Source organism: Novosphingobium sp. (genome assembly GCF_049240505.1).
Classification (GTDB): domain Bacteria; phylum Pseudomonadota; class Alphaproteobacteria; order Sphingomonadales; family Sphingomonadaceae; genus Novosphingobium.
Window position 1 is genome coordinate 26,766 of the sequence record NZ_JBMLSM010000093.1, and the last position, 19,121, is coordinate 45,886.

The following is a 19,121-nucleotide window of genomic DNA, read 5'->3' on the forward strand; positions in this document are numbered from 1 at the left end:
GGAACCAACTGTTCGCGAAAACCCTTTGGAAGAGCAGGCATTATCCGTGGCAGCTGCCGAAATCGTATCGTTTGAACCCGCCACCGGTGCCGAAGTCTGGCGTGGCAAGATTGGCGATGTTGACGATGTGATCGCTCGCGCGCGGCGCGCTTGGCCTGCATGGGCGGCGCAGCCGCTGGCCACACGCATCGAATTGGTCCGCCGCTTCGCCAACGAAGTGCGCAAGGATGCCGACAAGCTTGCCACGATAATCGCGCGCGAAACGGGCAAACCGATGTGGGAAGCCCGCACGGAAGTTGAGAGCGTAGTCAACAAGGTGGAGATTTCGGTCCGCGCCTATGCAGACCGCACTTCGCAGCGAAAGCTCGATTCAGCCCTGCAGGGCACGGCAGCGCTGCGCCACAAGCCACATGGCGTGATGGCCGTGCTGGGGCCGTATAACTTCCCTGCGCACCTGCCCAACGGCCATATCGTGCCTGCGCTGATCGCGGGTAACGTGGTGGTTTTCAAACCTTCGGAAAAGACGCCCGCCACCGGGGAACTGCTGGCGCAATGCTTCCACCGCGCGGGGATTTCGGCGGCAATCGTGCAGGTGCTGATCGGTGGCCCGGCAGAGGGGCAGGCGCTGGTCGCGCATGATGGCATCGATGGCGTGCTATTCACCGGATCGGCCCACGCCGGGATAGCGATCAACCGCAAGCTGGCCTCCAACCCCGGCAAGATCGTGGCGTTGGAAATGGGTGGCAACAACCCCATCGTGGTGTGGGACACGCCCAAGGTTCAGGACGCGGCCACGCTGATCGTGCAATCGGCCTTCACCAGCGCCGGGCAACGCTGCACCGCTGCGCGGCGGCTGATCGTCAAGGCATCAATGTATGACGAGGTTGTCGGCGAAGTGAAGCGTCTGGCCGACCGCATAATCGTGGGCGCACCGTTCGACGAACCATCCCCGTTCATGGGACCGGTGATCGACAATCGCACGGCGGATGGGCTGACCGAGAGTTTCGTCTATCTGCTGTCTTCCGGTGGTCGTCCGATCAAGCACATGGTGCGATTGAAAGAAGATCTACCCTTTCTTTCGCCCGCGATCATCGATGTGACCGGCGTGGCCGAACGGCCCGATGTGGAACTGTTTGGTCCGCTGCTGCAGGTGGTGAAAGTCGATGATTTCGATGCCGCCATTGCCGAGGCCAACAACACCCGCTTTGGCCTCTCTGCATCGCTGATTGGCGGAGATCCGCAGGATTACAACCGTTTCTGGGCAAACATCCGCGCAGGTGTGGTAAACTGGAATCGCCCGACCAACGGGGCCTCGTCGGCTGCTCCGTTCGGCGGTGTGGGCCTTTCGGGCAATCACCGGCCCAGCGCCTATTACGCTGCGGATTATTGCGCCTATCCGGTCGCGTCGAGCGAGATGGAACAGCCGCGCGCCAGCATTGGCGTCGGGCTACGCAGCGAATAGCCGTTCAACCTTGCGGATCGGATAGAGGCAGAGCCGGGTCAATCGGCCCGCCGGGCACGATGGCCAGATTGCGCATGTTCTGCTGGCTGAGGTCGGGATCGACCATGAGTTGGCCCTGCAATGCCTCGGCCATGACCGGATCCAGCGGCGCGCCATCCTGCTCGACCTGCGGCGAACCGCAAGCTGCGAGGGAAAGGCAAAGCCCGGGAATTGCGAAGCGGCGCAAACGCATAAGTCCCGCTTAGCGCACCGTGGTTAAGAAAAAGGGAGCGCCCCACCGCAGTGGAGCGCTCCCTTGCCGACCTTTCAGTGCGACCCGAAGGGCGGTCAATTTGTGTTAACGACCCAAATCAGCGACAGCGCGAACCGCCACGGTCGACTTCCCGGCCCAGCAGCGCGCCACCAGCGGCACCAAGGATCGCGCCCAGCGTGCGGTCACCGTAGTTGCCTGCAACCTCGCGGCCAAGCAGGGCACCGGCAGCACCACCGATCAGCAGGCCGGTCGTGCCGTTTGAACGGCGGCAGTAGTAACGACCATCGTTGCCGCGCCACACGCGGGTGTTGCGATAGACCGGATCGCCACCATAGTAACGGCGGTCATTGCTGCGATAATAGTTGCGATCGCCGCGGCCATAGTAGCGATCATTGCGCCAATCGCGGCGATCACGGCCATGTTCCCAGCGCTCACCATCCCAGCCCTCGTTCCACTGCGTGTTCATCGAAGTGGCAGGCTGGCTCTGCGGCAGCACGGCAGCGGCGGCCGGAACTGCGGTGGCGACGGTCGAGGCGGCGACAAGGGCCAGCGCGGCATTCCTAAGGTTGAACATCATCGTTCTCCTCATTTCAGAGGACCGCACCGTTCGGAGTCTGGTCCTGTTGTTTCGTTGGTTAAGGTTTAAGCCTGTCAACCTGAACAGATAGCAACCGCAGCGTCAGATTCGGATTTTGCGACAGGTCGAAGCTGGTCACCGATGAAACGATTGGATTGAGGGGCTTGGCCGTGCCTCACATTGCTGGCAGGGCGCACAATATGAACGAATCCACGACTTTGCGCAGAGGACTCATCGCAGCTCTCGCTGCTTATGTGTGCTGGGGGCTGCTGCCGCTGTTCTTCCACGCTCTGCGTCCGGTGCCACCGCTTGAACTGGTAGGCTGGCGCGTGATCTTTACGGTGCCCGTGTGCCTCGTGATCATTTCGCTGCGCAAACAATGGCCAGATGTGCATGCAGCGCTGGGCAGCCGGCATGTGCTTGGCCTGCTCGTGTTGAGCGCGCTGCTCATCGGATCGAACTGGCTGATCTACGTCATCGCAATCAACAGCGGTCACGTCCTCGCCACGAGCCTGGGTTATTACATCAACCCGCTGATCAACGTGGTTCTGGGCACAGTCTTTCTGGGTGAACGGCTGACGCGGGTGCAGTGGGCGGCGGTGGCGTTGGCTGGTGCGGGTATCGCGCTGCTGCTGGGCGGCGCGGTGGATACTCTGGCGGTTGCGCTATCGCTTGCCTTCACCTTCGCATTCTATGGCTTCGTGCGCAAGAAAGCTCCGGTGGGCGCGGTGCCCGGCCTGACGATCGAGACGATGTTGCTGGTTGCACCGGGCGTGGCGATCGTATGGATTGCAGGAATTTCCCCGCAAGGATCGAGCCTTGGCATGGGCGGCCACATCACGCCGATGCTGCTGATATCGGGCGTGGTAACTGCGATTCCGCTGCTGCTCTTTGCCGTTGCTGCGCGTCGGTTGCCGCTGTCGACGCTGGGCTTCGTCCAGTTCCTTGCGCCCACCATCAGCTTCATTCTGGGGCTGACAGTGTTTGGCGAATCGCTCGACGTTACACGTCTTGCGTGCTTCGCGCTGATCTGGACGGCAATCGCGCTCTATAGCTGGGACATGGTGAAACGGACACGCAACGCCAGTTAGGCGATACGCCAACCCAGCGTTTCTCCTGCGTGAAATGGCACGATCATGGTGCCGTTGCAGTCCACGACTTCAGGCACTTCGACCGGGCTTTTCTCCAGCGTGATCGTGCCTTCGTTCACGGGCATCCGATAGAACGCGGGTCCATTGAGCGAGGCGAAGGCTTCGAACTTGTCGAGCGCGTCCTCCTCATCAAACACGGTCACATAGCTTTCCAGCGCGAAGGGCGCGTTGAAAATGCCGGCACAGCCGCAGGCCGCTTCCTTCAGGTGCTTGGCATGGGGCGCTGTGTCGGTGCCCAGAAACACCCGCCCGCACCCGGACGTCGCGAGTTTGCGCAGCGCAAGGCGGTGCTTCTCGCGTTTGGCCACGGGCAGGCAGAAGGCGTGCGGACGGATCCCACCCACCAGCATGGCATTGCGATTGATGTGCAGGTGCTGTGGCGTGATCGTGGCTGCGATGTTCGGTCCGGCACTTTCCACAAACTGCGCGGCCTCTTCGGTGGTGATATGTTCGAACACAACGCGAAGGTCCGGCATATCGGCCACGAGCCGGGCCAGCGTGCGTTCGATAAACACAGCCTCACGATCAAAGATATCGACGTGGGCATCGGTCACTTCGCCGTGAATCAGCAGGGGCATTCCGATGCGCTGCATAACTTCGAGCACCGGATAGATATTGCGAATGTCAGTGACGCCATGCGCCGACCCGGTGGTGGCGTGTGCAGGATAAAGCTTGGCCGCGACGAATACGCCGTCGACAAACCCACGCTCGACTTCGGCCACGTCGGTCGAATCGGTAAGGTACAGCGTCATCAACGGCGTGAAATCGCTGTCCTGTGGCAGAGCTGCCAGAATCCGATCACGATAGGCCGCAACGCCCGCCACATCGGTCATCGGTGGCGAAAGGTTCGGCATGACAATCGCGCGCGCGAACTGCCGCGCGGTATAGGGCGCAACGCCCGCCAGCACATCGCGGTCACGAAGGTGAACATGCCAATCGTCAGGGCGGCGGATCGTAAGAGTCGTGGTCGTCATGGCCTTCCCCTTAGCCGTGGCACTCCCTATCTACCAGCCCATGACCGAAACCTCTTCCCGCCTGTTCGAACGCGCACTTGTTCGTCTCAAGCCGCTGGAATCCGGCGAAGACGTAGCCGCTTTTCTGCAAGGCCTCGTCACCAACGACGTCAAAGGCACGTTGCCGGTATGGACAGCCCTGTTGACGCCCCAAGGCAAGGTGATGTTCGATTTCCTCGTCTGGCCGGACGGGCTTGATGGCTTGCTGATCGATTGCGAAGCCGCGCAGGCAGACGCGCTGGCCAAGCGGCTGACGCTTTACCGGCTGCGCCGGAAAATCGGCATCGAGCGGGCCGAAGACCTTGGCGTGTTCTGGGAAGCACACACTGGTGATGGTGGCGCGGCCGACCCCCGCCTTGCCGCATTGGGCCAACGCTGGATTGCGCCCGTTTCTGTGGAAGACAAGGGTGCAGACAATGCGTGGCGCGCGCATCGGCTTTCGCTCGGTGTGGCCGAAGGACAGGCCGAACTCGGCAATTCCGACGTTCTATGGCTGGAATGCAACGCGGTGGACCTGAACGGCGTCAGCTTCACCAAGGGCTGCTATGTGGGGCAGGAAAACACCGCCCGGATGAACTGGCGGCAGAAGGTCAATCGCAGACTGGTGGTCGTGCCACTGGCCGATTCGGACCCGGCGCGACAAAGGGTAGCCTATCCCGATCTTGGCCTTGCCGTGGACCATCGGCGGGTCGAGGACATTTCACCCGCCCTCGCCCCGGCATGGATGTCGCTTACGGCGCCTGAGTAGCCTGCGCGGCAATCCCCTCAATCAGCATCTGTTCGGCACGGTCCCGCGCAGCCGTGCGCGGCAGATCGAGCGCTTGGGCCAGTGGCCCGCCCATCAGCGCATCGCCCAGCGCCATCAGCGTGAGCGCCAGCGTGGTGCTGCGCTGTGCCCCGGACTGATATTCGTCGAGATCGACGACCAGATCGTGGATCGTATCAACGATCGGATCGAGCGCATCTTCATTGCCCGAAAGCAGCATCCACGAAGCGAGCGCGCCTGCGCCTTCCTTGTCGAAAGCGTCGAACGTCAGGTCCACCACATCGCGCGGGCAGCCGATACCGGAACGGCTGGCAATCACCGCTTCCCGGATCGTGGCGCAGATGGTTTCAGCCAGATGCTTCGCAAGCGCCTTTTGCAGACCTGCTGCCGACCCGAAATGGTGCAGGAGATTGGCGTGCGTGCGCCCGATTCGCCCTGCCACGGCCTTGAGCGTCACGGCCTGCGGCCCCGTCTCGACCAGCAACGCGCGCGCGGCTTCGAGCGCGGCCATGCGGCTTTCTTCTGGCGGCAGACGCTTCCTTATTGACATTGATGTAAGCACGCCTAGATTGTGACCCATGACAGCCATGACCCAAACTATCGCACTAGAGCGCAGCGCCGCGAACGGCAAGGTTGCGCCTACGCCCGCCGACCTGACGATCACGATCCGCGACCGTCGCTTTGGCCGCAATGAACCGGCGGGCCGCTGGTGGCTGAACAATGATCCGGTCGCAACAGCGTGGCACAATGCGCTGTCGGCCACCTTTCCGCGCGGCGAGGCGTTCTTCATCGAAGCGGTGAAAGCCCATCGCGATGGCGTGCCGCCCAAGCTGGAAGCTGAAATCCGCGCCTTCGTGCGCCAGGAAATCAACCACACGCGCGAGCATGTTGCGTTCAACCGCGCAGCGGAAAACGCTGGCTATGACATCGCGCGGATCGACAAGCGCGTTGAAGAGATGCTGGCGCTCACCAAGGACCGCCCCATCATCCTCAACCTTGCTGCAACGATGGCGTTGGAGCACTACACCGCGATGATGGCGCACGAATTCCTTGCCAACCCCGCGCATTTCGCCGGGGCTGAGGAGGAAGCTGCAAATATGTGGCGCTGGCACGCGATCGAAGAGATCGAACACAAGGGCGTCGCCTATGACACCTGGGCGCACGCCACACGCGACTGGAGCCGGTGGAAGCGGTGGAAGGTCAAATCGCTGATGATGGTGGTGGTGACCAAGAACTTCATCACCCACCGCGTGGAGGACACGCTGGACCTGTTGGCGCAGGATGGCCTGACCGGCGCGAAATGGAAGTGGAAGCTGGCGGCCTATCTGCTGTGGAAGCCGGGCGTTATCCGTCGCATCCTGCCCGCATGGCTCAGCTATTTCCTGCCGGGCTTCCATCCTTGGCAGCATGACGACAGGGCATTGATCGGCAAGGCCGACAGCGAATTTCCCGATGCCGTGATGCGGGGCTGAACGAAAAAGGGCTTCCTGCGGGAAGCCCTTTTTGTTGATTACGCTGCCCGTCGCATCGGCTCGAAACCGCCATCCTCAGGCCCGTCGGCGTCTACCGGTGCCACAAGGTTGACGGCATGGACAAGCGCCGCAGTCGGCGCGTTGCGTGCCGGACTGCGTAACTGGCGCACTTCTCCGGTTGGACGGAAACCGGCCTTGGCCAATACGCGCGCAGACGCCGCATTGTCGGCAAAAGGTGTGGCAATCACGCGCCGATGTCCAAGCGTCCGCGCAAAGGAAAGCAAGGCGCGCACTGCTTCGGTAGCATAGCCCTGTCCCCAGTGGCGCTGCGCGATCCAGTACCCCAGTTCGGCATCGCCACCGGCTTCTACCAGCCCGACACAACCGACAAGCCGCGATCCGTGGGCGCCAGGCAGCGTCACGAAAAAGTGCGGATGCCTGTCCGCCTGCGGAAGGGCGGCAAAGTTGCGGGCATCGTCAGGGCCATAGGGCCACGGTGCCCGCGCGAGGTTGCGGACCACGGCCTCATCATCGATCAAGGCGTGGAGTTCGGCCCAATCCTCCGGCCAGCCCGGCCGCAGGAACAACCGTTCGCTGCGAATGAACATCTCAAGTCTCCATTCTCGGCCCCTCTGCCAACGCGCAACTAAGCTGCTGACGTGACAGAGGTATTGCGCCCTGCGCCAGATCGGGCGCGAGAAGCGTCCGATTGCGAGGAAGCGGGTTGATGTCCGAGGGAGACATGAAAAGAGGGAGATGGGCCTGGCCCTCCCCCTCTATCGGCCAGCTCCGAAAAGCTGGCGGGGCCATCCCATCAGGACGGCCCTTTGAATGACCATCCGGTTATTCTGCCGCTTCGGCCATCATATCGACCGACACGTACTTGCGGCCAAGCTTTCCGGCGTGGAAGCGCACGCGGCCTTCGGCCAGCGCGAACAGGGTGTGATCCTTACCCATGCCAACATTGGCACCGGGGTACACGCGGGTTCCGCGCTGACGGATGATGATGTTGCCGCCAATCACTTCCTGACCGCCGAACTTCTTCACGCCAAGGCGGCGGCCTGCTGAGTCGCGACCGTTGCGCGAAGAGCCGCCTGCTTTTTTATGTGCCATCTCAGATTACTCCGAATTCCGTTTGCGCTCAGGCGACCGACACGATGCGCAGCAGAGTCATCTGCTGGCGGTGACCGTTGCGGCGACGATAGTTGTGGCGACGGCGCTTCTTGAACACGATCACCTTCTCCGACTTCGCCTGAGCGATGATCTCTGCCGAAACAGTGACCTTCGCGGCGTCAGCCAACGAATCGCCTTCACCGGCGAGGAGGACTTCACCCAGCGTGATCTTGTCGCCGGCTTCGCCTGCCAGCTTCTCGACCGCGATCTTGTCTCCGGCGGCGACCCGATACTGCTTGCCGCCCGTGCGCACGATTGCGAACATCGTTCTGTGTATCCGTTCCAAAAGCCTGCGGTTGCCCGAGGCGATTCCAAATGAGGCGCCCTACGCCTGCGAATCGCTGACAACGGGCAAAGCACCGTTTCCCCGCTATGTGCAGGGTCCCGGAAAGAAGGGCGCGGATAATCAAAGCCGGGCCTCGTGTCAATGCGATCTTGCCTGAAATCAGGCCTCTTTGCACCGACCCTGCACGCGAACGCTGGCGAGCGTTGCCCGTCATGCTATGGCGCGGGAATGATAAAGCGCATTCCCGCCCTTGCCGCAATGGCCGCACCAGCAATTGCCCTGCTGATCGGCGGCTGCGCCGACCGCAGCCAGTTCCCTTCGCTCGCCCGCAGACCAGCCGAGGATGCCTACCAATCAGCGTCAGCGGCCCGTCCGGCTTCACCGCCGCCCTCAATCATGAGTGAAGGCCTTGAAGAGCGCCTCACTTCGCTTGTTGCGAAAGCCACCGAGGGCCACACAACATTCGAATCGCGCCTCCCTTCTGCGACTCGCACCATCAACGCCGCAGGCGGTTCCACAAAAGGCAGCGAAAGCTGGTCTGTGGCCTCGGTCGCGCTCGCCGGTCTTGAGGCGGCGCGCTCGCTTGTCGCCCTGCCGCTGGCCGATCTTGACCGGCTTGAAGCGGAAGCCAGCAACCGCGCGGTGGATGGCTCGGACGCCGATCTGAAGGCAGTTCGGGCCGCGCGAGTGGAAGTGGAAGCGCTGGTGCAAGCTGAAACGCAGAGCATCGACCAACTCAAGACAAAGCTTGGCGCCTAATACCAACCTGCAGTGATCCCGACCTATGAGGACGGTTTTTGGCGGTTCTCGGCAAGAAGCGTCCGAAGGGGTGATGTGGTTCATCATACCGAGGACGCGCCGCTGTCCGAGGGCCGCCAGAAACCGCCCCCTTCGGCTGGCTGGCAAGCCAGCCGCTCAGGGTAAACTGCGCCAAGGGGCGCAGGGTTGCCTGTTCCCGCTCGCTGGTCGTCGTCGCAGCCTTGCGACGATGAACCACATCGCCGCTGCGACTCCTCCTAGCCAGCAAACGGAAACAGGCAATCCTCATAGGTCGGAATCACTGCAGGTTGGTATTACCCCAGCGCGACAGATCCTCACGGTCCTCTGTGCGCGGTTCGATCCAGCGCCAGCCCTGCGCGGTCTTCTCCCGCTTCCAGAACCATGATTCGCTCTTCAGATGGTCCATCGCGAAATCCGCCGCGGCAAAGGCATCCCGGCGGTGGCGCGCCGCCGCGCAGACCAGCACGATAGCATCGCCCGGATACATCACGCCGCTGCGGTGGAGAATCAGAAGACCGTCTACCGGCCAGCGCGTCTGCGTTATGCGCGCCAGTTCTTCCATGCCTGGCAAGGTCATCGGCGCGTAGTGCTGCAGTTCCAGCGCCTCTACCCCACCGCCATCGCGGACTTGCCCCAGAAACGTGACAATACCACCCGCGCAGGGATGGAGCGCATTGAATGCGGCAATCTCCGCCGCAGGATTGAACGGCGAAAGCGCGAGACGGACCTCAGCCACCGCTGACCGGGGGCAGAAACGCCAGCTCATCACCTTCACCCAGCACGATGCCGCCCATGTCGGTCAGCAACTTGCCGTTGATGGCCATCCGCACTTTCTCGCCCAGCAGTTCCACCGCCAGCGCCGGATCAAGCGCGGCAAGTATCTGCTCCACCGGACCGGGCGCAACGGACATCTCGCCCGTGCCCGCCACGTCTTCCAGACGCCCCATGAACACCAGCTTCGTCATCAGGATCAGCCGCCTGTGGTCGACATATGGCGGGAAACGGCAGGCGCGCCGCCGGGCTTGTCGATGACGAAGCTGTGGCGCTGCTGCTTTTCCCCCATCGCGCGGGCAAAGCATTCGGCCAAAGCCCCATCGGGATCGTCCGAACGCAGCGCCGCACGCAAATCGACGCGCCCTTCTCCGCCGAGGCACATGTAAAGCTGCCCCGTTGCCGTCACCCGCACGCGGTTGCAACCATCGCAGAAATTGCCGGTCAACGGCGTAATGAATCCAAGTCGCCCGCCCGTCTCGGCAATATCGACATAGCGCGCGGGGCCACCCGAACGCGCATCGCTAGCCGTCAGCGTCCAGCGCCTTTCCAGATCGCGCCGCACCGCATCAAGCGGCAGATAGTGATCGAAGCGATCCCCCTCCACCTCTCCCAGCGGCATGACCTCGATCAGCGTCATGTCATGGCCCGCGCCATGCGCCCATGCGATCAGCGAGGGCAATTCGGCCTCGTTGATGTCTTTCAGTGCAACTGCGTTGATCTTGACCTTCAGCCCCGCTTCCTTTGCCGCCGCGATGCCTTCCAGCACCTGCGGCAGCATGTCGCGGCGCGAGAGTTTGGCAAAGGCGGCGCGATCCAGCGTATCGAGCGACACATTGATCCGCTTCACGCCGGCAGCCGCCAGGTCATCGGCAAACTCGGCCAATCGCGTTCCATTGGTGGTCAGCGTGAGTTCGTCCAGCCCGTCCCCCAGCTTGCGCCCAAGCGCCCGCACCAGATCGATCATGTCGCGCCGCACCAGCGGCTCGCCCCCGGTCAGCCGCAGCTTGCGCACGCCCCGCGCGATGAAGTGCAGCGACAGGCGGTGCAATTCTTCAAGGCTGAGCACTTCGGCCTTGGGCAGAAACTCCATCCGTTCGGGCATACAATAGGCGCAACGCAGATCGCACCGGTCGGTCACCGAAAGCCGGAGGTAGGTGATTCGCCGTGCGAACCTGTCAATCAAGGGCGATGCGCTGCTCACTTGCCCATGTATACGAAGTCACGGGGGTAAGATTCAAGGCTTGCGCCCGCATCGACAAACAAAGTCTGCCCCGTCACCGAGGCGGCGCTGGCCAGATAGTGGACCGCATCGGCAATTTCATCCGCACCCGGCAGTCGCTTGAGCGGCATCACCTCTTCAAGCCGCCGCCATTGCTCGGCATCGTAATCGACGGTCGGCAGAATCAGGCCCGGCGCCACGCCATTGACGCGTACTTTCGGCGCCATCGCACGTGACAATGTACGCACCGAGGCGTGGAGCGCCTGCTTGGAGATCGTGTAGCTGATCTGGTCAGGCACCGGATTGATCACACGTTGATCAAGGATGTTGACCACGGACCCCGTCCGCTCCCCCAGCGCTTCGGCAAACGCGCGCGTCAGCAGCAGCGGCGCAAACAGGTTCACCCTGAAGTGCTGCTCCAGCGCATCAGGCGTGATGGTATCGACCGTATCGTCGTGAAACAGCGAAGCACAGTTGACCAGAAGGTCTGGCGAACGGCCTGCGGTGGCTGCCACTTGCGCCATCAGCACGGGCGGGAATGCCGGGTCTTCCAGATCACCGGCAACCGGATGGACGGCGGCACCAAGCCATTCGAGCTGCGCCTTGAACTCTGCGTCGAAAGTATCCGGTCGGTGCGCGTGCAGCGCCAGATCCCAACCTTCGCTTGCCAGCTTGCGCGCAATCGCCCCGCCGATCCGCCGCCACCCTCCGGTAATCAGCGCCAGCGGACGGGCCATCAGGCGAAAGCCCCGCCGCGTCGTTCGCGCTTCAGGGTAATGCCGATCTCTTCGCCGTTCTCACTGATCGCCAGCTTCACGATCTTCACTTCCACCCACGTCACCCTATCATCCTGCAACAGCAGCGTTTCGATGATGTGGTCTGCCACGGCCTCGATCAGCTTGAAATGGACCCCCTTGGGCAGGCCTTCGGTCGCCGCGAACTTGAGGTCCATGTAATTCTTGCTGGCCGCCAGCGGACAGTCAGGCGTGTAGCGATCCTGATACTTCAGCCCGACGCGCATGGTGATGCGCAGCGGCTGCGGCCGCCCGGTCTCTTCCGAGTAAATCCCGGTGAGAACGTCGGTTTCGAGGTTGGCGACTTCAAGGATCAGGCTGTCGGTCATGGTCCGGCCTTTGGCACTGGCGCGCGGACGAGTCCACCGCGCTGCAAGGGTTTCAGTTTTTCCACCGTGCGAAGATCGCGGTTGGCAGATGTCGCCCGCCCTCGCCCGCCTCGCGGATGGCCAGATCCCCGTGTTCAATCGTGCCGCCCAGATCCTTCAGTGCTTCGGCCAGCAGACCGGCAATCGCAAGCGAGGACATACGCACGGCATAGACCGTCAGGAACAGGAACCGGCTGTCGGCATCCAGAAGCTGCGCACAATCGGCCACCAGCCCCGGCAGGCTTTCCTCAAGCCGCCAGACCTCACCATCAGGCCCGCGACCAAATTTGGGAGGGTCAAGGATGATCCCGTCATACCGCCGCCCACGCCGCACTTCGCGCGCGGTAAACTTGGCCGCATCGTCAACGATCCAGCGCACCGGGCGGCTGTCCATGCCCGAAAGCTGCGCGTTGCTGCGCGCCTGCGCAACGGATTTCTTCGACGCATCGACATGCGTCACCGGACCGTATTGCGACAGCGCAAGCGTACCGACGCCGGTATAGCCAAAGAGGTTCAGCGTCTGCGCTTGGTCTTTTCCATTCAGCCTCTCCCCCATCCAGTCCCACACGGGGGCCATGTCCGGGAAGAAGCCGAGATGGCGAAACGGCGTGCACGATGCGGTAAACCGCACATCGTTCCAACCCAGTTCCCAGCCTTCGCGTGGCACCGGGCGATCGAATACCCAGCGCCCGCCGCCATCCTCGTCCGATCCCGGTACGAACTCACCATCGGCCTGCCAATCGGTGAGGCGCGGCGTCCACATCGCCTGAGCCTCTGGGCGGATGAAGCGATGCCGTCCGTATTGCTCCAGCTTCCGCCCATGCCCGGAATCGAGCAGGGCAAAGTCCGCCCAGCCCTCGCCAACCATCAGCTTTGGCTGGAGATCGAGTTCAGCCATGTTTCAGCGTCGCGCGTTCGGCCACATAAGCGGCAACAGCTTCATATTCGCCAGGCAGGCGATCACAGCGCTCTTCCCGCTCGAACAGGTCGCCCACGCGCGCGGGCAGGCCGGGACGGACGCCGGTAGCGCGCTCAACCGCGTCGACGAACTTGGCCGGGTGCGCCGTTGCCAGCGTGACGATCGGCACGCCTGCCGGAATGCCTTCCGCCGCACGCGCGGCGTGAAGACCGATGGCCGTGTGCGGATCGAGCACCTCGCCGCATTCCTCGAACGCCCAGCGCATCGCATTGGCCATATCGCCTGCATCGGCGCGGGCCGACGTGAACAGCGCCGCCGCCGATTCGCGCTGCGCATTGGTCAGCTGCATGGCCTTGGCTTCTTCAAAGGCCTTCATCTGCGCGGCAAGCGCAGCGCCATCGCGACCGCAGCCATCAAACAGCAGGCGTTCGAAGTTCGACGAAACCTGAATGTCCATCGACGGTGCCGCCGTCGGCGTTACGGTGCTGGCCGAATAGTCGCCGCTCGACAGCGCGCGGTGGAGAATGTCGTTGACGTTTGTGGCGACAATCAGCCGCTCGATAGGCAGGCCCATCTTGGCCGCGACATAACCCGCAAACACGTCGCCAAAATTCCCGGTCGGTACCGAGAACGCAACCTTGCGGTGCGGCGCGCCCAGCTGCAGCGCGGCGTAGAAGTAATAGACCACCTGCGCCATCAGTCGCGCCCAGTTGATCGAATTGACCGCCGCAATACCGAACCGTCCGGTCATCGCAGCATCATTGAACATGCGCTTCACCATCGCCTGCGCATCGTCAAAGCTGCCATCAATGGCGATGTTGTGAACGTTGGGCGCAATCACCGTCGTCATCTGGCGACGCTGCACATCGGAAACGCGGCCATGTGGATGGAGCATGAAGATGTCGACCTTCGCGCGCCCTGCCACGGCATCTATCGCTGCTGAGCCGGTATCGCCAGACGTCGCGCCGACGATGGTCAGGTGATCGTCACCTTTCGCCAGAAATTCTTCGAACAACAGGCCGAGCAATTGCAGGGCCACGTCCTTGAACGCCAGCGTCGGGCCGTGGAACAACTCCAGCACCCACTGCGTCTCGTCCAGCTGGCGCAGCGGCGTGACGCCAGCGTGCGCGAAACGGCCATAGGCCTGCTCACACAGTTCCAACAACCGTTCGGGCGTCAGGCAATCACCCACAAAGGGCTGCATGATGGTCTGCGCCAGCTTGGCGTAGGGCAGCCCGGCCATGCCTGCGATCTCGTCCGCACTGAACTGCGGCCAGGTCTCGGGCACATAAAGGCCCCCGTCCGAGGCAAGGCCTGCGAGCGTGACGCCCTGAAAATCGAGCGAGGGTGCCTGCCCCCGTGTGCTGACGTACTTCATGGGTTTGCGCGGTTAGCGGCCACAGACCGATGTGGCAAGGATTCTGGCACGGCCAGCCCTCCCCCTCGATGGGGGAGGGATACGGAGACTTGGCAGCTTGCTGCCTAGTCGGAGTTGGGTGGGGGTGAAGGGCCAAGCACAGAGCTTGCGGCCCCCATCAACGGGGAGGGCCGTTCACCTCTCCCGCCAACGTTTGCGCAAAGCCAAACCATAGATGATCAGCGCCACGCCTGCGAAGAAGAACCATTGCACCGCGTAAGCGAGGTGGTTGTTGGGCACATCGGCGGGATCGGGGCGCGCACTCTTCGCAAAGCCCGGCGCAGGTGGATCGGCGATCAGCCGCGCCGTGCCATCAATATAAGGGGCGATCAGCCCTATGACCTTGCCTCCGGTCCAATCCGGGTGCTGCGGCCTCTTGGTCCAGCCAGCCTGCACCCACGCGGTTTGCCCGCCGCCAATCGCGCAATTTGCGAGATGGACATAACCTGTCTCCCCGGACGCATTGCGCCCGGCAATCGAATTCCACGGACCGGAGATCGACCGGCAATCCACTTCCGCACGATGGAACAGCGCCAGTTCGATCGCCGCCTTGTCATCCGCAGGATAGGCGACCGAGGCCCCATCAACCACCGCAGCGGCATAGCGGGCCAGCATCGCCTGCTTTTCATCCAGTCGCTGCAATTGCCACACACCAAGCCCGATCATGGTCAGCACCGCGCCAATCACGATAAGCGTCGAAACAATTGGCACGCGCCGCATCAGATCAGGCCTTCCTTCTCGAGTCGCGCGATCAACGCTGCTGCCTTGGCAAAGCGCAGCGCCACGGTCACCACCAGCGGCACAATCACACCCCACAGCGCGATCAACGCCCAGACCGGGAGTTGCACCAGTTCGTCCAGCTTCAGCGCTGCCAGCACCAGCAGGATCGTCACCGGCAGAACCACCAGATACATCGCACGCCCGCGCGGTTCATACCGTTCAAGCTCAAGCCCGCAGGCTCCACATCGCGCCGCCAGCGCGCCCGGCCCGGCCCAAGCCCCCTTGGTCGCGCAGCGTGGACACAAACCGAAAAGGGCAGTCGCGGTAAGCCCGGACTGCCCTTTCGTATCTTGGCTATCGCCCTGATTCACGAATGATCGCTCATCAGTGGGTAGGATAGCCCCAGCTGCCCCACACATAGATCGCAACAAACAGGAACAGCCACACCACGTCAACGAAGTGCCAGTACCACGCTGCCGCTTCGAAGCCGAAGTGCTGGCGCGGGGTGAAGTGGCCCTTGTAGACGCGGATCAGGCAGACGATCAGGAAGATCGTACCGACAATCACGTGGAAGCCGTGGAAGCCGGTCGCCATGTAGAACGACGAACCGAACGTGTTGGTGCCGAACGCAAACGGCGCTGCGCCGTATTCGTAAGCCTGAATGGCCGAGAAAACCGCACCGAGCAGGATCGTTGCCCAGAGGCCCTTCTTCAGCCCGTCGCGATCACCGTGGATCAGCGCGTGGTGCGCCCAGGTCAACGTCGTGCCCGAGCAAAGCAGGATGAGCGTGTTGAGCAGCGGCAGGTCGAACGGGTCCATGACCGCTTCGATCGCCTTGGGCGGCCACTGGCCGGCCACGACCTCTGCCAGTTCCGACGGGAACAGCGAAAAGTCGAAGAACGCCCAGAACCAGCCAACAAAGAACATCACTTCCGAAGCGATGAACAGGATCATGCCGTAACGCTGGTGAAGCTGCACCACCGGGGTATGGTCACCCGCGTGAGCTTCCTTGATGATCTTTCCGAACCACGAAAAGAACGTGACGATCACGCCCAGCAGGCCAAGCAGGAACACAGCAGTGCCACCGGCCATTTCGTGCATCCAGAAGACGCCGCCAACGGCCATCGTCAGTGCCGACATCGCGCCGACGAACGGCCAGATATCGGGCGGCAGAATGTGATAATCGTGGTTCTTAGCGCCGGCCATGATCGTCGAAATCCCCCAGTCAGGTCTGGTCATATGTGCATCGCCCGGCATTACGCCCGGCGCGCAGTTCAAATTGGCCTTTATCGCCGCGCTCGCGCCGGGTCCAGAGGCTTTTCCATCGGTTGCGAAACAGGCTTTTGCGCCGCCGCAGCAAGGCTTTCGTGCGTTTCGTTGAAAGTATAGCTCAACGTGATCTCTTCGATGTCCTTCGCTGCCGGATCATCGAGAATCGCCGGGTCCACATAGTAGATCACCGGCATCGGCACATCCTGCCCCGCCTGCAACGTCTGCTCGGTAAAGCAGAAGCACTCGATCTTGTTGAAATATTTGCCTGCCTGTTCGGGCGAGACGTTGAAGATCGCCGTACCCGTGACCTTCCGGTTTGCCAGATTGCGCGCGTAATAGCGGGCGATCTGGCGCTCCCCAATGCGCACTTCCTGCTTGACCTGCATGGGCTTGAATTCCCACGGCATGTCGCGCGCGACATTCGCATCGAAACGGACCGTCACGACTTTCCCGGCGATCTTGACCCCTGCCGCCGTCACGGCGTCTGCGCGCTGCGTCGTGCCACCGTATCCCGTAACCTGGCAGAACAGGCGATAGAGCGGCACCGAGGCATAGCCCAGCCCCAACATGGCAAGCGCGCCGCCAGCAGCAAGAATGCCGACCCTGCGGTTCTTGGCGGTATCAGGTACAACGGTGGTTGCCATGTCAGTGCGCTCCGGTTGCCTGTGCCGCGATCTTCACGATCGAAATAGCGAAGAACAGAATCGCGAGCGACCCCAGCACAATTCCGAGAACCTTGTTCCGCCCACGCTGGCGCGCGCGATAGAGATCGGTCTGCTCTTTGGACAGACGATCAGGGCCTCCGGCAGCATTCGGGGCATTGTCTTGGGCATTGTTCATCATTGCCAGCCTTGCACAGTGGCGATGCGGTCCCCCGCCAGCACGCCGAAAAGGACGAAAAGATAGAGCACGGAATAGGCAAACAGCCGCTTTTCAGGCCGCATGGCATCATCCGGTGTGGCATCCCGCAGACCAACCTTGGCCGAAAGCGCCACGAAAATCAGGCCGAGCGCAAGCGCCGACCAGCCATAGATCGCACCGGTCCCGCCAATCCACCAGGGTGCCAGCGTCACCGGCAGCAGCAGGATTGCGTAGATCAGGATTTGCCGCCGGGTCGACTTTTCGCCCGCAACAACCGGCATCATCGGGATGCCGACCTTGGCGTAATCGGTCTGCACGAACAGCGCGAGTGCCCAGAAGTGCGGTGGTGTCCACATGAAGATGATCAGAAACAGCAGGACCGGCATCAGGGTGATGTCGCCCGTTACCGCAACCCAGCCAATCATCGGCGGAAACGCTCCTGCCCCGCCACCGATCACGATGTTCTGCGGCGTGCGCGGTTTCAGCCAGACGGTGTAGATCCACGCGTAGTAGAAGATCGAAAAGGCAAGAATGCCGGCGGCCAGCCAATTGACGCCGAGGCCCATGACCATCACCGAACCCGCTGCAAGCGCCACACCGAAGTCGCGCGCAGAAGTACGGTCCATGCGGCCTGCTGGCAGCGGACGGGCGGCAGTGCGCTTCATCCCGCTGTCGATATCGGCTTCCCACCACATGTTCAGCGCCGCAGCCCCGCCCGCGCCCACGGCGATGCACAGGATCGCCGTGAATGCGATGACCGGGTGAATAGTGCCCGGCGCAGCCAGCAGACCGCACAGGCCGCTGAAAATCACCAGCGTCATCACGCGCGGCTTGGTCAGCGCGAAGAAATCGCGCCACTCTGCAGGCAGGGCTACATCCGGGCCAAGGGGCTTTGCTGAATCCATGATTGGCCGGGCCTATACGCGCAGGTGATGCTCATGGGAAGCAAAACGGGACGAGGCGTTATTGCGCGATCTTCCGCAACAAAAAAGGCCCCCGGATTTCCCCGGAGGCCCTCTTGTTTCAGCCCGCTGGCCGACAGCTTGCTCAGTGTGCGTGAGCAGTGTCGTCGATCACCGGTAGCGTCTCGAACTGGTGGAACGGCGGCGGCGAGGACAGGGTCCATTCCAGCGTCGTCGCACCTTCACCCCAGTAGTTGGCTTCAGCCTTCTTGCCGGCGAGGAACGCGTAAGCGATGTTGATGAAGAAGATCACGATCGAAGCAGCCATGATGAGGTAGCCGTTCGAGGCGATTTCATTCCAGTAAGAGTAAGCCAGCGCATAGTCGGGATAACGACGCGGCATACCCTGAACCCCAAGGAAGTGCATGGGGAAGAAGATCAGGTTCACGCCGACGAAGAACACCCAGAACTGCAGGTGACTGAGGAACTCGGAGTGCATCCGGCCGCTCATCTTCGGGAACCAGTAGTAGAACCCGGCGAAGAGCGAGGTCACCGCACCCAGCGACAGCACGTAGTGGAAGTGCGCCACAACGTAGTAGGTGTCGTGCAGGTTGTCGTCCACGCCACCGTTCGCCAGCACGACGCCGGTCACGCCGCCCACGGTGAACAGGAAGATGAAGCCGATCGCCCAGACCATCGGCGACTTGAACTCAAGGCTGCCGCCCCACATCGTCGCAATCCACGAGAAGATCTTGATGCCGGTCGGCACCGCGATCACCATCGTTGCGGCCGTGAAGTACATCTTCGTGTTCACGTCGAGACCGGTGGTGTACATGTGGTGCGCCCACACGATGAACCCGACCACGCCGATGGCAACCATCGCGTAAGCCATGCCGAGGTAGCCGAACACCGGCTTCTTCGAGAAGGTCGAGATGATCTGGC

Annotated in this window: 26 protein-coding genes; 5 read left to right on the forward strand and 21 right to left on the reverse strand. The window is 62.4% G+C overall.

Going from position 1 to position 19,121, the window contains the following annotated elements:
* Positions 1 to 46: 46 nt before the first annotated feature.
* Positions 47 to 1,462 (forward strand): succinylglutamate-semialdehyde dehydrogenase, encoded by a 1,416-nt coding sequence (astD, locus tag ACOVQ0_RS07860; protein WP_421882523.1) that lies wholly within the window; start codon positions 47 to 49, stop codon positions 1,460 to 1,462.
* 4 nt (positions 1,463 to 1,466) lie between these two features.
* Here the strand turns inward: astD and ACOVQ0_RS07865 are convergent, their stop codons facing one another.
* Together ACOVQ0_RS07865 and ACOVQ0_RS07870 are read right to left on the reverse strand one after the other, a co-directional pair.
* Complete coding sequence (locus ACOVQ0_RS07865; protein ID WP_421882526.1) at positions 1,467 to 1,694, reverse strand: hypothetical protein; 228 nt, start codon at positions 1,692 to 1,694, stop codon at positions 1,467 to 1,469.
* 118 nt (positions 1,695 to 1,812) lie between these two features.
* Positions 1,813 to 2,289, reverse strand: coding sequence for a glycine zipper 2TM domain-containing protein (locus ACOVQ0_RS07870; RefSeq protein WP_421882581.1), 477 nt, complete (start codon positions 2,287 to 2,289; stop codon positions 1,813 to 1,815).
* A gap of 203 nt (positions 2,290 to 2,492) precedes the next feature.
* On the opposite strand from ACOVQ0_RS07870, the gene rarD reads away from it, so the two are divergent.
* Positions 2,493 to 3,383: an EamA family transporter RarD gene (gene rarD, locus ACOVQ0_RS07875; protein WP_421882529.1), complete on the forward strand. Its 891-nt coding sequence runs from the start codon at positions 2,493 to 2,495 to the stop codon at positions 3,381 to 3,383.
* Here rarD and pyrC read toward each other — a convergent pair.
* On the reverse strand, positions 3,380 to 4,417 hold the full coding sequence (gene pyrC, locus ACOVQ0_RS07880) for a dihydroorotase (protein ID WP_421882532.1): 1,038 nt from the start codon (positions 4,415 to 4,417) through the stop codon (positions 3,380 to 3,382). The two genes, rarD and pyrC, sit on opposite strands and share 4 nt — an antisense overlap.
* Before the next feature lie 40 nt (positions 4,418 to 4,457).
* On the opposite strand from pyrC, the gene ACOVQ0_RS07885 reads away from it, so the two are divergent.
* Positions 4,458 to 5,204: a YgfZ/GcvT domain-containing protein gene (locus ACOVQ0_RS07885; protein WP_421882535.1), complete on the forward strand. Its 747-nt coding sequence runs from the start codon at positions 4,458 to 4,460 to the stop codon at positions 5,202 to 5,204.
* Here ACOVQ0_RS07885 and ACOVQ0_RS07890 read toward each other — a convergent pair.
* Positions 5,188 to 5,772: a TetR/AcrR family transcriptional regulator gene (locus tag ACOVQ0_RS07890; RefSeq protein ID WP_168852509.1), complete on the reverse strand. Its 585-nt coding sequence runs from the start codon at positions 5,770 to 5,772 to the stop codon at positions 5,188 to 5,190. The two genes, ACOVQ0_RS07885 and ACOVQ0_RS07890, sit on opposite strands and share 17 nt — an antisense overlap.
* Before the next feature lie 37 nt (positions 5,773 to 5,809).
* Here ACOVQ0_RS07890 and ACOVQ0_RS07895 point away from each other — a divergent pair, with 37 nt between their 5' ends.
* Positions 5,810 to 6,694, forward strand: coding sequence for a metal-dependent hydrolase (locus ACOVQ0_RS07895; RefSeq protein ID WP_421882585.1), 885 nt, complete (start codon positions 5,810 to 5,812; stop codon positions 6,692 to 6,694).
* Positions 6,695 to 6,732: 38 nt separating this feature from the next.
* Here ACOVQ0_RS07895 and ACOVQ0_RS07900 read toward each other — a convergent pair whose 3' ends face one another.
* The 3 genes from ACOVQ0_RS07900 to rplU all read right to left on the reverse strand — a co-directional run bounded on the left by ACOVQ0_RS07900 (position 6,733) and on the right by rplU (position 8,132).
* On the reverse strand, positions 6,733 to 7,302 hold the full coding sequence (locus ACOVQ0_RS07900) for a GNAT family N-acetyltransferase (RefSeq protein ID WP_421882538.1): 570 nt from the start codon (positions 7,300 to 7,302) through the stop codon (positions 6,733 to 6,735).
* A 235-nt stretch (positions 7,303 to 7,537) separates the two neighbouring features.
* Entirely contained in the window at positions 7,538 to 7,807 is a 270-nt protein-coding gene (gene rpmA / locus ACOVQ0_RS07905; protein ID WP_168852511.1) for a 50S ribosomal protein L27, read from the reverse strand.
* A gap of 28 nt (positions 7,808 to 7,835) precedes the next feature.
* Positions 7,836 to 8,132: a 50S ribosomal protein L21 gene (gene rplU / locus ACOVQ0_RS07910; RefSeq protein WP_011444588.1), complete on the reverse strand. Its 297-nt coding sequence runs from the start codon at positions 8,130 to 8,132 to the stop codon at positions 7,836 to 7,838.
* Between the two features lie 249 nt (positions 8,133 to 8,381).
* On the opposite strand from rplU, the gene ACOVQ0_RS07915 reads away from it, so the two are divergent.
* Positions 8,382 to 8,912 carry a hypothetical protein gene (locus ACOVQ0_RS07915; RefSeq protein WP_421882542.1) on the forward strand — a complete coding sequence of 177 codons (531 nt, stop codon included), beginning with the start codon at positions 8,382 to 8,384 and terminating at the stop codon, positions 8,910 to 8,912.
* A 298-nt stretch (positions 8,913 to 9,210) separates the two neighbouring features.
* Here ACOVQ0_RS07915 and ACOVQ0_RS07920 read toward each other — a convergent pair whose 3' ends face one another.
* The 14 genes from ACOVQ0_RS07920 to ACOVQ0_RS07985 all read right to left on the reverse strand — a co-directional run.
* Positions 9,211 to 9,699: a molybdenum cofactor biosynthesis protein MoaE gene (locus ACOVQ0_RS07920; protein WP_421882545.1), complete on the reverse strand. Its 489-nt coding sequence runs from the start codon at positions 9,697 to 9,699 to the stop codon at positions 9,211 to 9,213.
* On the reverse strand, positions 9,662 to 9,898 hold the full coding sequence (locus tag ACOVQ0_RS07925) for a MoaD/ThiS family protein (RefSeq protein ID WP_421882548.1): 237 nt from the start codon (positions 9,896 to 9,898) through the stop codon (positions 9,662 to 9,664). Before ACOVQ0_RS07925 ends, ACOVQ0_RS07920 begins: the two co-directional genes overlap by 38 nt.
* A gap of 5 nt (positions 9,899 to 9,903) precedes the next feature.
* Positions 9,904 to 10,908, reverse strand: a complete 1,005-nt coding sequence (moaA, locus tag ACOVQ0_RS07930; RefSeq protein ID WP_421882551.1) for a GTP 3',8-cyclase MoaA — start codon at positions 10,906 to 10,908, stop codon at positions 9,904 to 9,906.
* Positions 10,905 to 11,663, reverse strand: a complete 759-nt coding sequence (locus tag ACOVQ0_RS07935) for an SDR family oxidoreductase (protein WP_421882554.1) — start codon at positions 11,661 to 11,663, stop codon at positions 10,905 to 10,907. Before ACOVQ0_RS07935 ends, moaA begins: the two co-directional genes overlap by 4 nt.
* Positions 11,663 to 12,049, reverse strand: coding sequence for a dihydroneopterin aldolase (locus tag ACOVQ0_RS07940; protein WP_421882557.1), 387 nt, complete (start codon positions 12,047 to 12,049; stop codon positions 11,663 to 11,665). Before ACOVQ0_RS07940 ends, ACOVQ0_RS07935 begins: the two co-directional genes overlap by 1 nt.
* Positions 12,050 to 12,101: 52 nt before the next feature.
* Complete coding sequence (locus ACOVQ0_RS07945; protein ID WP_421882559.1) at positions 12,102 to 12,986, reverse strand: class I SAM-dependent methyltransferase; 885 nt, start codon at positions 12,984 to 12,986, stop codon at positions 12,102 to 12,104.
* Positions 12,979 to 14,385, reverse strand: coding sequence for a threonine synthase (gene thrC, locus ACOVQ0_RS07950; protein WP_421882561.1), 1,407 nt, complete (start codon positions 14,383 to 14,385; stop codon positions 12,979 to 12,981). The genes ACOVQ0_RS07945 and thrC overlap by 8 nt, the downstream gene beginning before the upstream one ends.
* Before the next feature lie 174 nt (positions 14,386 to 14,559).
* Entirely contained in the window at positions 14,560 to 15,144 is a 585-nt protein-coding gene (locus ACOVQ0_RS07955; RefSeq protein ID WP_421882564.1) for an SURF1 family protein, read from the reverse strand.
* Positions 15,144 to 15,515, reverse strand: a complete 372-nt coding sequence (locus tag ACOVQ0_RS07960; RefSeq protein ID WP_421882567.1) for a DUF983 domain-containing protein — start codon at positions 15,513 to 15,515, stop codon at positions 15,144 to 15,146. Before ACOVQ0_RS07960 ends, ACOVQ0_RS07955 begins: the two co-directional genes overlap by 1 nt.
* A 13-nt stretch (positions 15,516 to 15,528) precedes the next feature.
* The gene (locus ACOVQ0_RS07965) at positions 15,529 to 16,350 is read right to left on the reverse strand and encodes a cytochrome c oxidase subunit 3 (protein ID WP_421882588.1); all 822 of its coding nucleotides are present in this window, start codon (positions 16,348 to 16,350) and stop codon (positions 15,529 to 15,531) included.
* 80 nt (positions 16,351 to 16,430) lie between these two features.
* The gene (locus tag ACOVQ0_RS07970) at positions 16,431 to 17,060 is read right to left on the reverse strand and encodes a cytochrome c oxidase assembly protein (RefSeq protein WP_421882570.1); all 630 of its coding nucleotides are present in this window, start codon (positions 17,058 to 17,060) and stop codon (positions 16,431 to 16,433) included.
* Between the two features lies 1 nt (position 17,061).
* Positions 17,062 to 17,259 carry a hypothetical protein gene (locus tag ACOVQ0_RS07975; RefSeq protein WP_421882573.1) on the reverse strand — a complete coding sequence of 66 codons (198 nt, stop codon included), beginning with the start codon at positions 17,257 to 17,259 and terminating at the stop codon, positions 17,062 to 17,064.
* A complete protein-coding gene (locus ACOVQ0_RS07980; RefSeq protein WP_421882576.1) occupies positions 17,256 to 18,182 on the reverse strand; it encodes a heme o synthase in 927 nt (308 codons plus the stop codon). Before ACOVQ0_RS07980 ends, ACOVQ0_RS07975 begins: the two co-directional genes overlap by 4 nt.
* Positions 18,183 to 18,324: 142 nt before the next feature.
* On the reverse strand, positions 18,325 to 19,121 hold a 797-nt coding region (locus ACOVQ0_RS07985), incomplete at its 5' end, for a cbb3-type cytochrome c oxidase subunit I (protein ID WP_421882578.1).

Excerpts from the sequence above, each read along its gene's own strand:
- rarD (WP_421882529.1), top strand. The coding sequence starts at position 2,493 with ATGAACGAATCCACGACTTTGCGCAGAGGACTCATCGCAGCTCTCGCT.
- ACOVQ0_RS07970 (WP_421882570.1), bottom strand. The coding sequence starts at position 17,060 with ATGGCAACCACCGTTGTACCTGATACCGCCAAGAACCGCAGGGTCGGC.
- ACOVQ0_RS07895 (WP_421882585.1), top strand. The coding sequence starts at position 5,810 with ATGACCCAAACTATCGCACTAGAGCGCAGCGCCGCGAACGGCAAGGTT.
- ACOVQ0_RS07915 (WP_421882542.1), top strand. The coding sequence starts at position 8,382 with ATGATAAAGCGCATTCCCGCCCTTGCCGCAATGGCCGCACCAGCAATT.
- ACOVQ0_RS07955 (WP_421882564.1), bottom strand. The coding sequence starts at position 15,144 with ATGCGGCGCGTGCCAATTGTTTCGACGCTTATCGTGATTGGCGCGGTG.
- rplU (WP_011444588.1), bottom strand. The coding sequence starts at position 8,132 with ATGTTCGCAATCGTGCGCACGGGCGGCAAGCAGTATCGGGTCGCCGCC.
- ACOVQ0_RS07965 (WP_421882588.1), bottom strand. The coding sequence starts at position 16,350 with ATGGCCGGCGCTAAGAACCACGATTATCACATTCTGCCGCCCGATATC.
- ACOVQ0_RS07925 (WP_421882548.1), bottom strand. The coding sequence starts at position 9,898 with ATGACGAAGCTGGTGTTCATGGGGCGTCTGGAAGACGTGGCGGGCACG.
- ACOVQ0_RS07920 (WP_421882545.1), bottom strand. The coding sequence starts at position 9,699 with ATGAGCTGGCGTTTCTGCCCCCGGTCAGCGGTGGCTGAGGTCCGTCTC.
- ACOVQ0_RS07935 (WP_421882554.1), bottom strand. The coding sequence starts at position 11,663 with ATGGCCCGTCCGCTGGCGCTGATTACCGGAGGGTGGCGGCGGATCGGC.
- ACOVQ0_RS07900 (WP_421882538.1), bottom strand. The coding sequence starts at position 7,302 with ATGTTCATTCGCAGCGAACGGTTGTTCCTGCGGCCGGGCTGGCCGGAG.
- ACOVQ0_RS07945 (WP_421882559.1), bottom strand. The coding sequence starts at position 12,986 with ATGGCTGAACTCGATCTCCAGCCAAAGCTGATGGTTGGCGAGGGCTGG.
- ACOVQ0_RS07940 (WP_421882557.1), bottom strand. The coding sequence starts at position 12,049 with ATGACCGACAGCCTGATCCTTGAAGTCGCCAACCTCGAAACCGACGTT.
- ACOVQ0_RS07865 (WP_421882526.1), bottom strand. The coding sequence starts at position 1,694 with ATGCGTTTGCGCCGCTTCGCAATTCCCGGGCTTTGCCTTTCCCTCGCA.
- ACOVQ0_RS07980 (WP_421882576.1), bottom strand. The coding sequence starts at position 18,182 with ATGGATTCAGCAAAGCCCCTTGGCCCGGATGTAGCCCTGCCTGCAGAG.
- thrC (WP_421882561.1), bottom strand. The coding sequence starts at position 14,385 with ATGAAGTACGTCAGCACACGGGGGCAGGCACCCTCGCTCGATTTTCAG.
- ACOVQ0_RS07870 (WP_421882581.1), bottom strand. The coding sequence starts at position 2,289 with ATGTTCAACCTTAGGAATGCCGCGCTGGCCCTTGTCGCCGCCTCGACC.
- pyrC (WP_421882532.1), bottom strand. The coding sequence starts at position 4,417 with ATGACGACCACGACTCTTACGATCCGCCGCCCTGACGATTGGCATGTT.
- ACOVQ0_RS07885 (WP_421882535.1), top strand. The coding sequence starts at position 4,458 with ATGACCGAAACCTCTTCCCGCCTGTTCGAACGCGCACTTGTTCGTCTC.
- ACOVQ0_RS07890 (WP_168852509.1), bottom strand. The coding sequence starts at position 5,772 with ATGTCAATAAGGAAGCGTCTGCCGCCAGAAGAAAGCCGCATGGCCGCG.
- rpmA (WP_168852511.1), bottom strand. The coding sequence starts at position 7,807 with ATGGCACATAAAAAAGCAGGCGGCTCTTCGCGCAACGGTCGCGACTCA.
- ACOVQ0_RS07975 (WP_421882573.1), bottom strand. The coding sequence starts at position 17,259 with ATGATGAACAATGCCCAAGACAATGCCCCGAATGCTGCCGGAGGCCCT.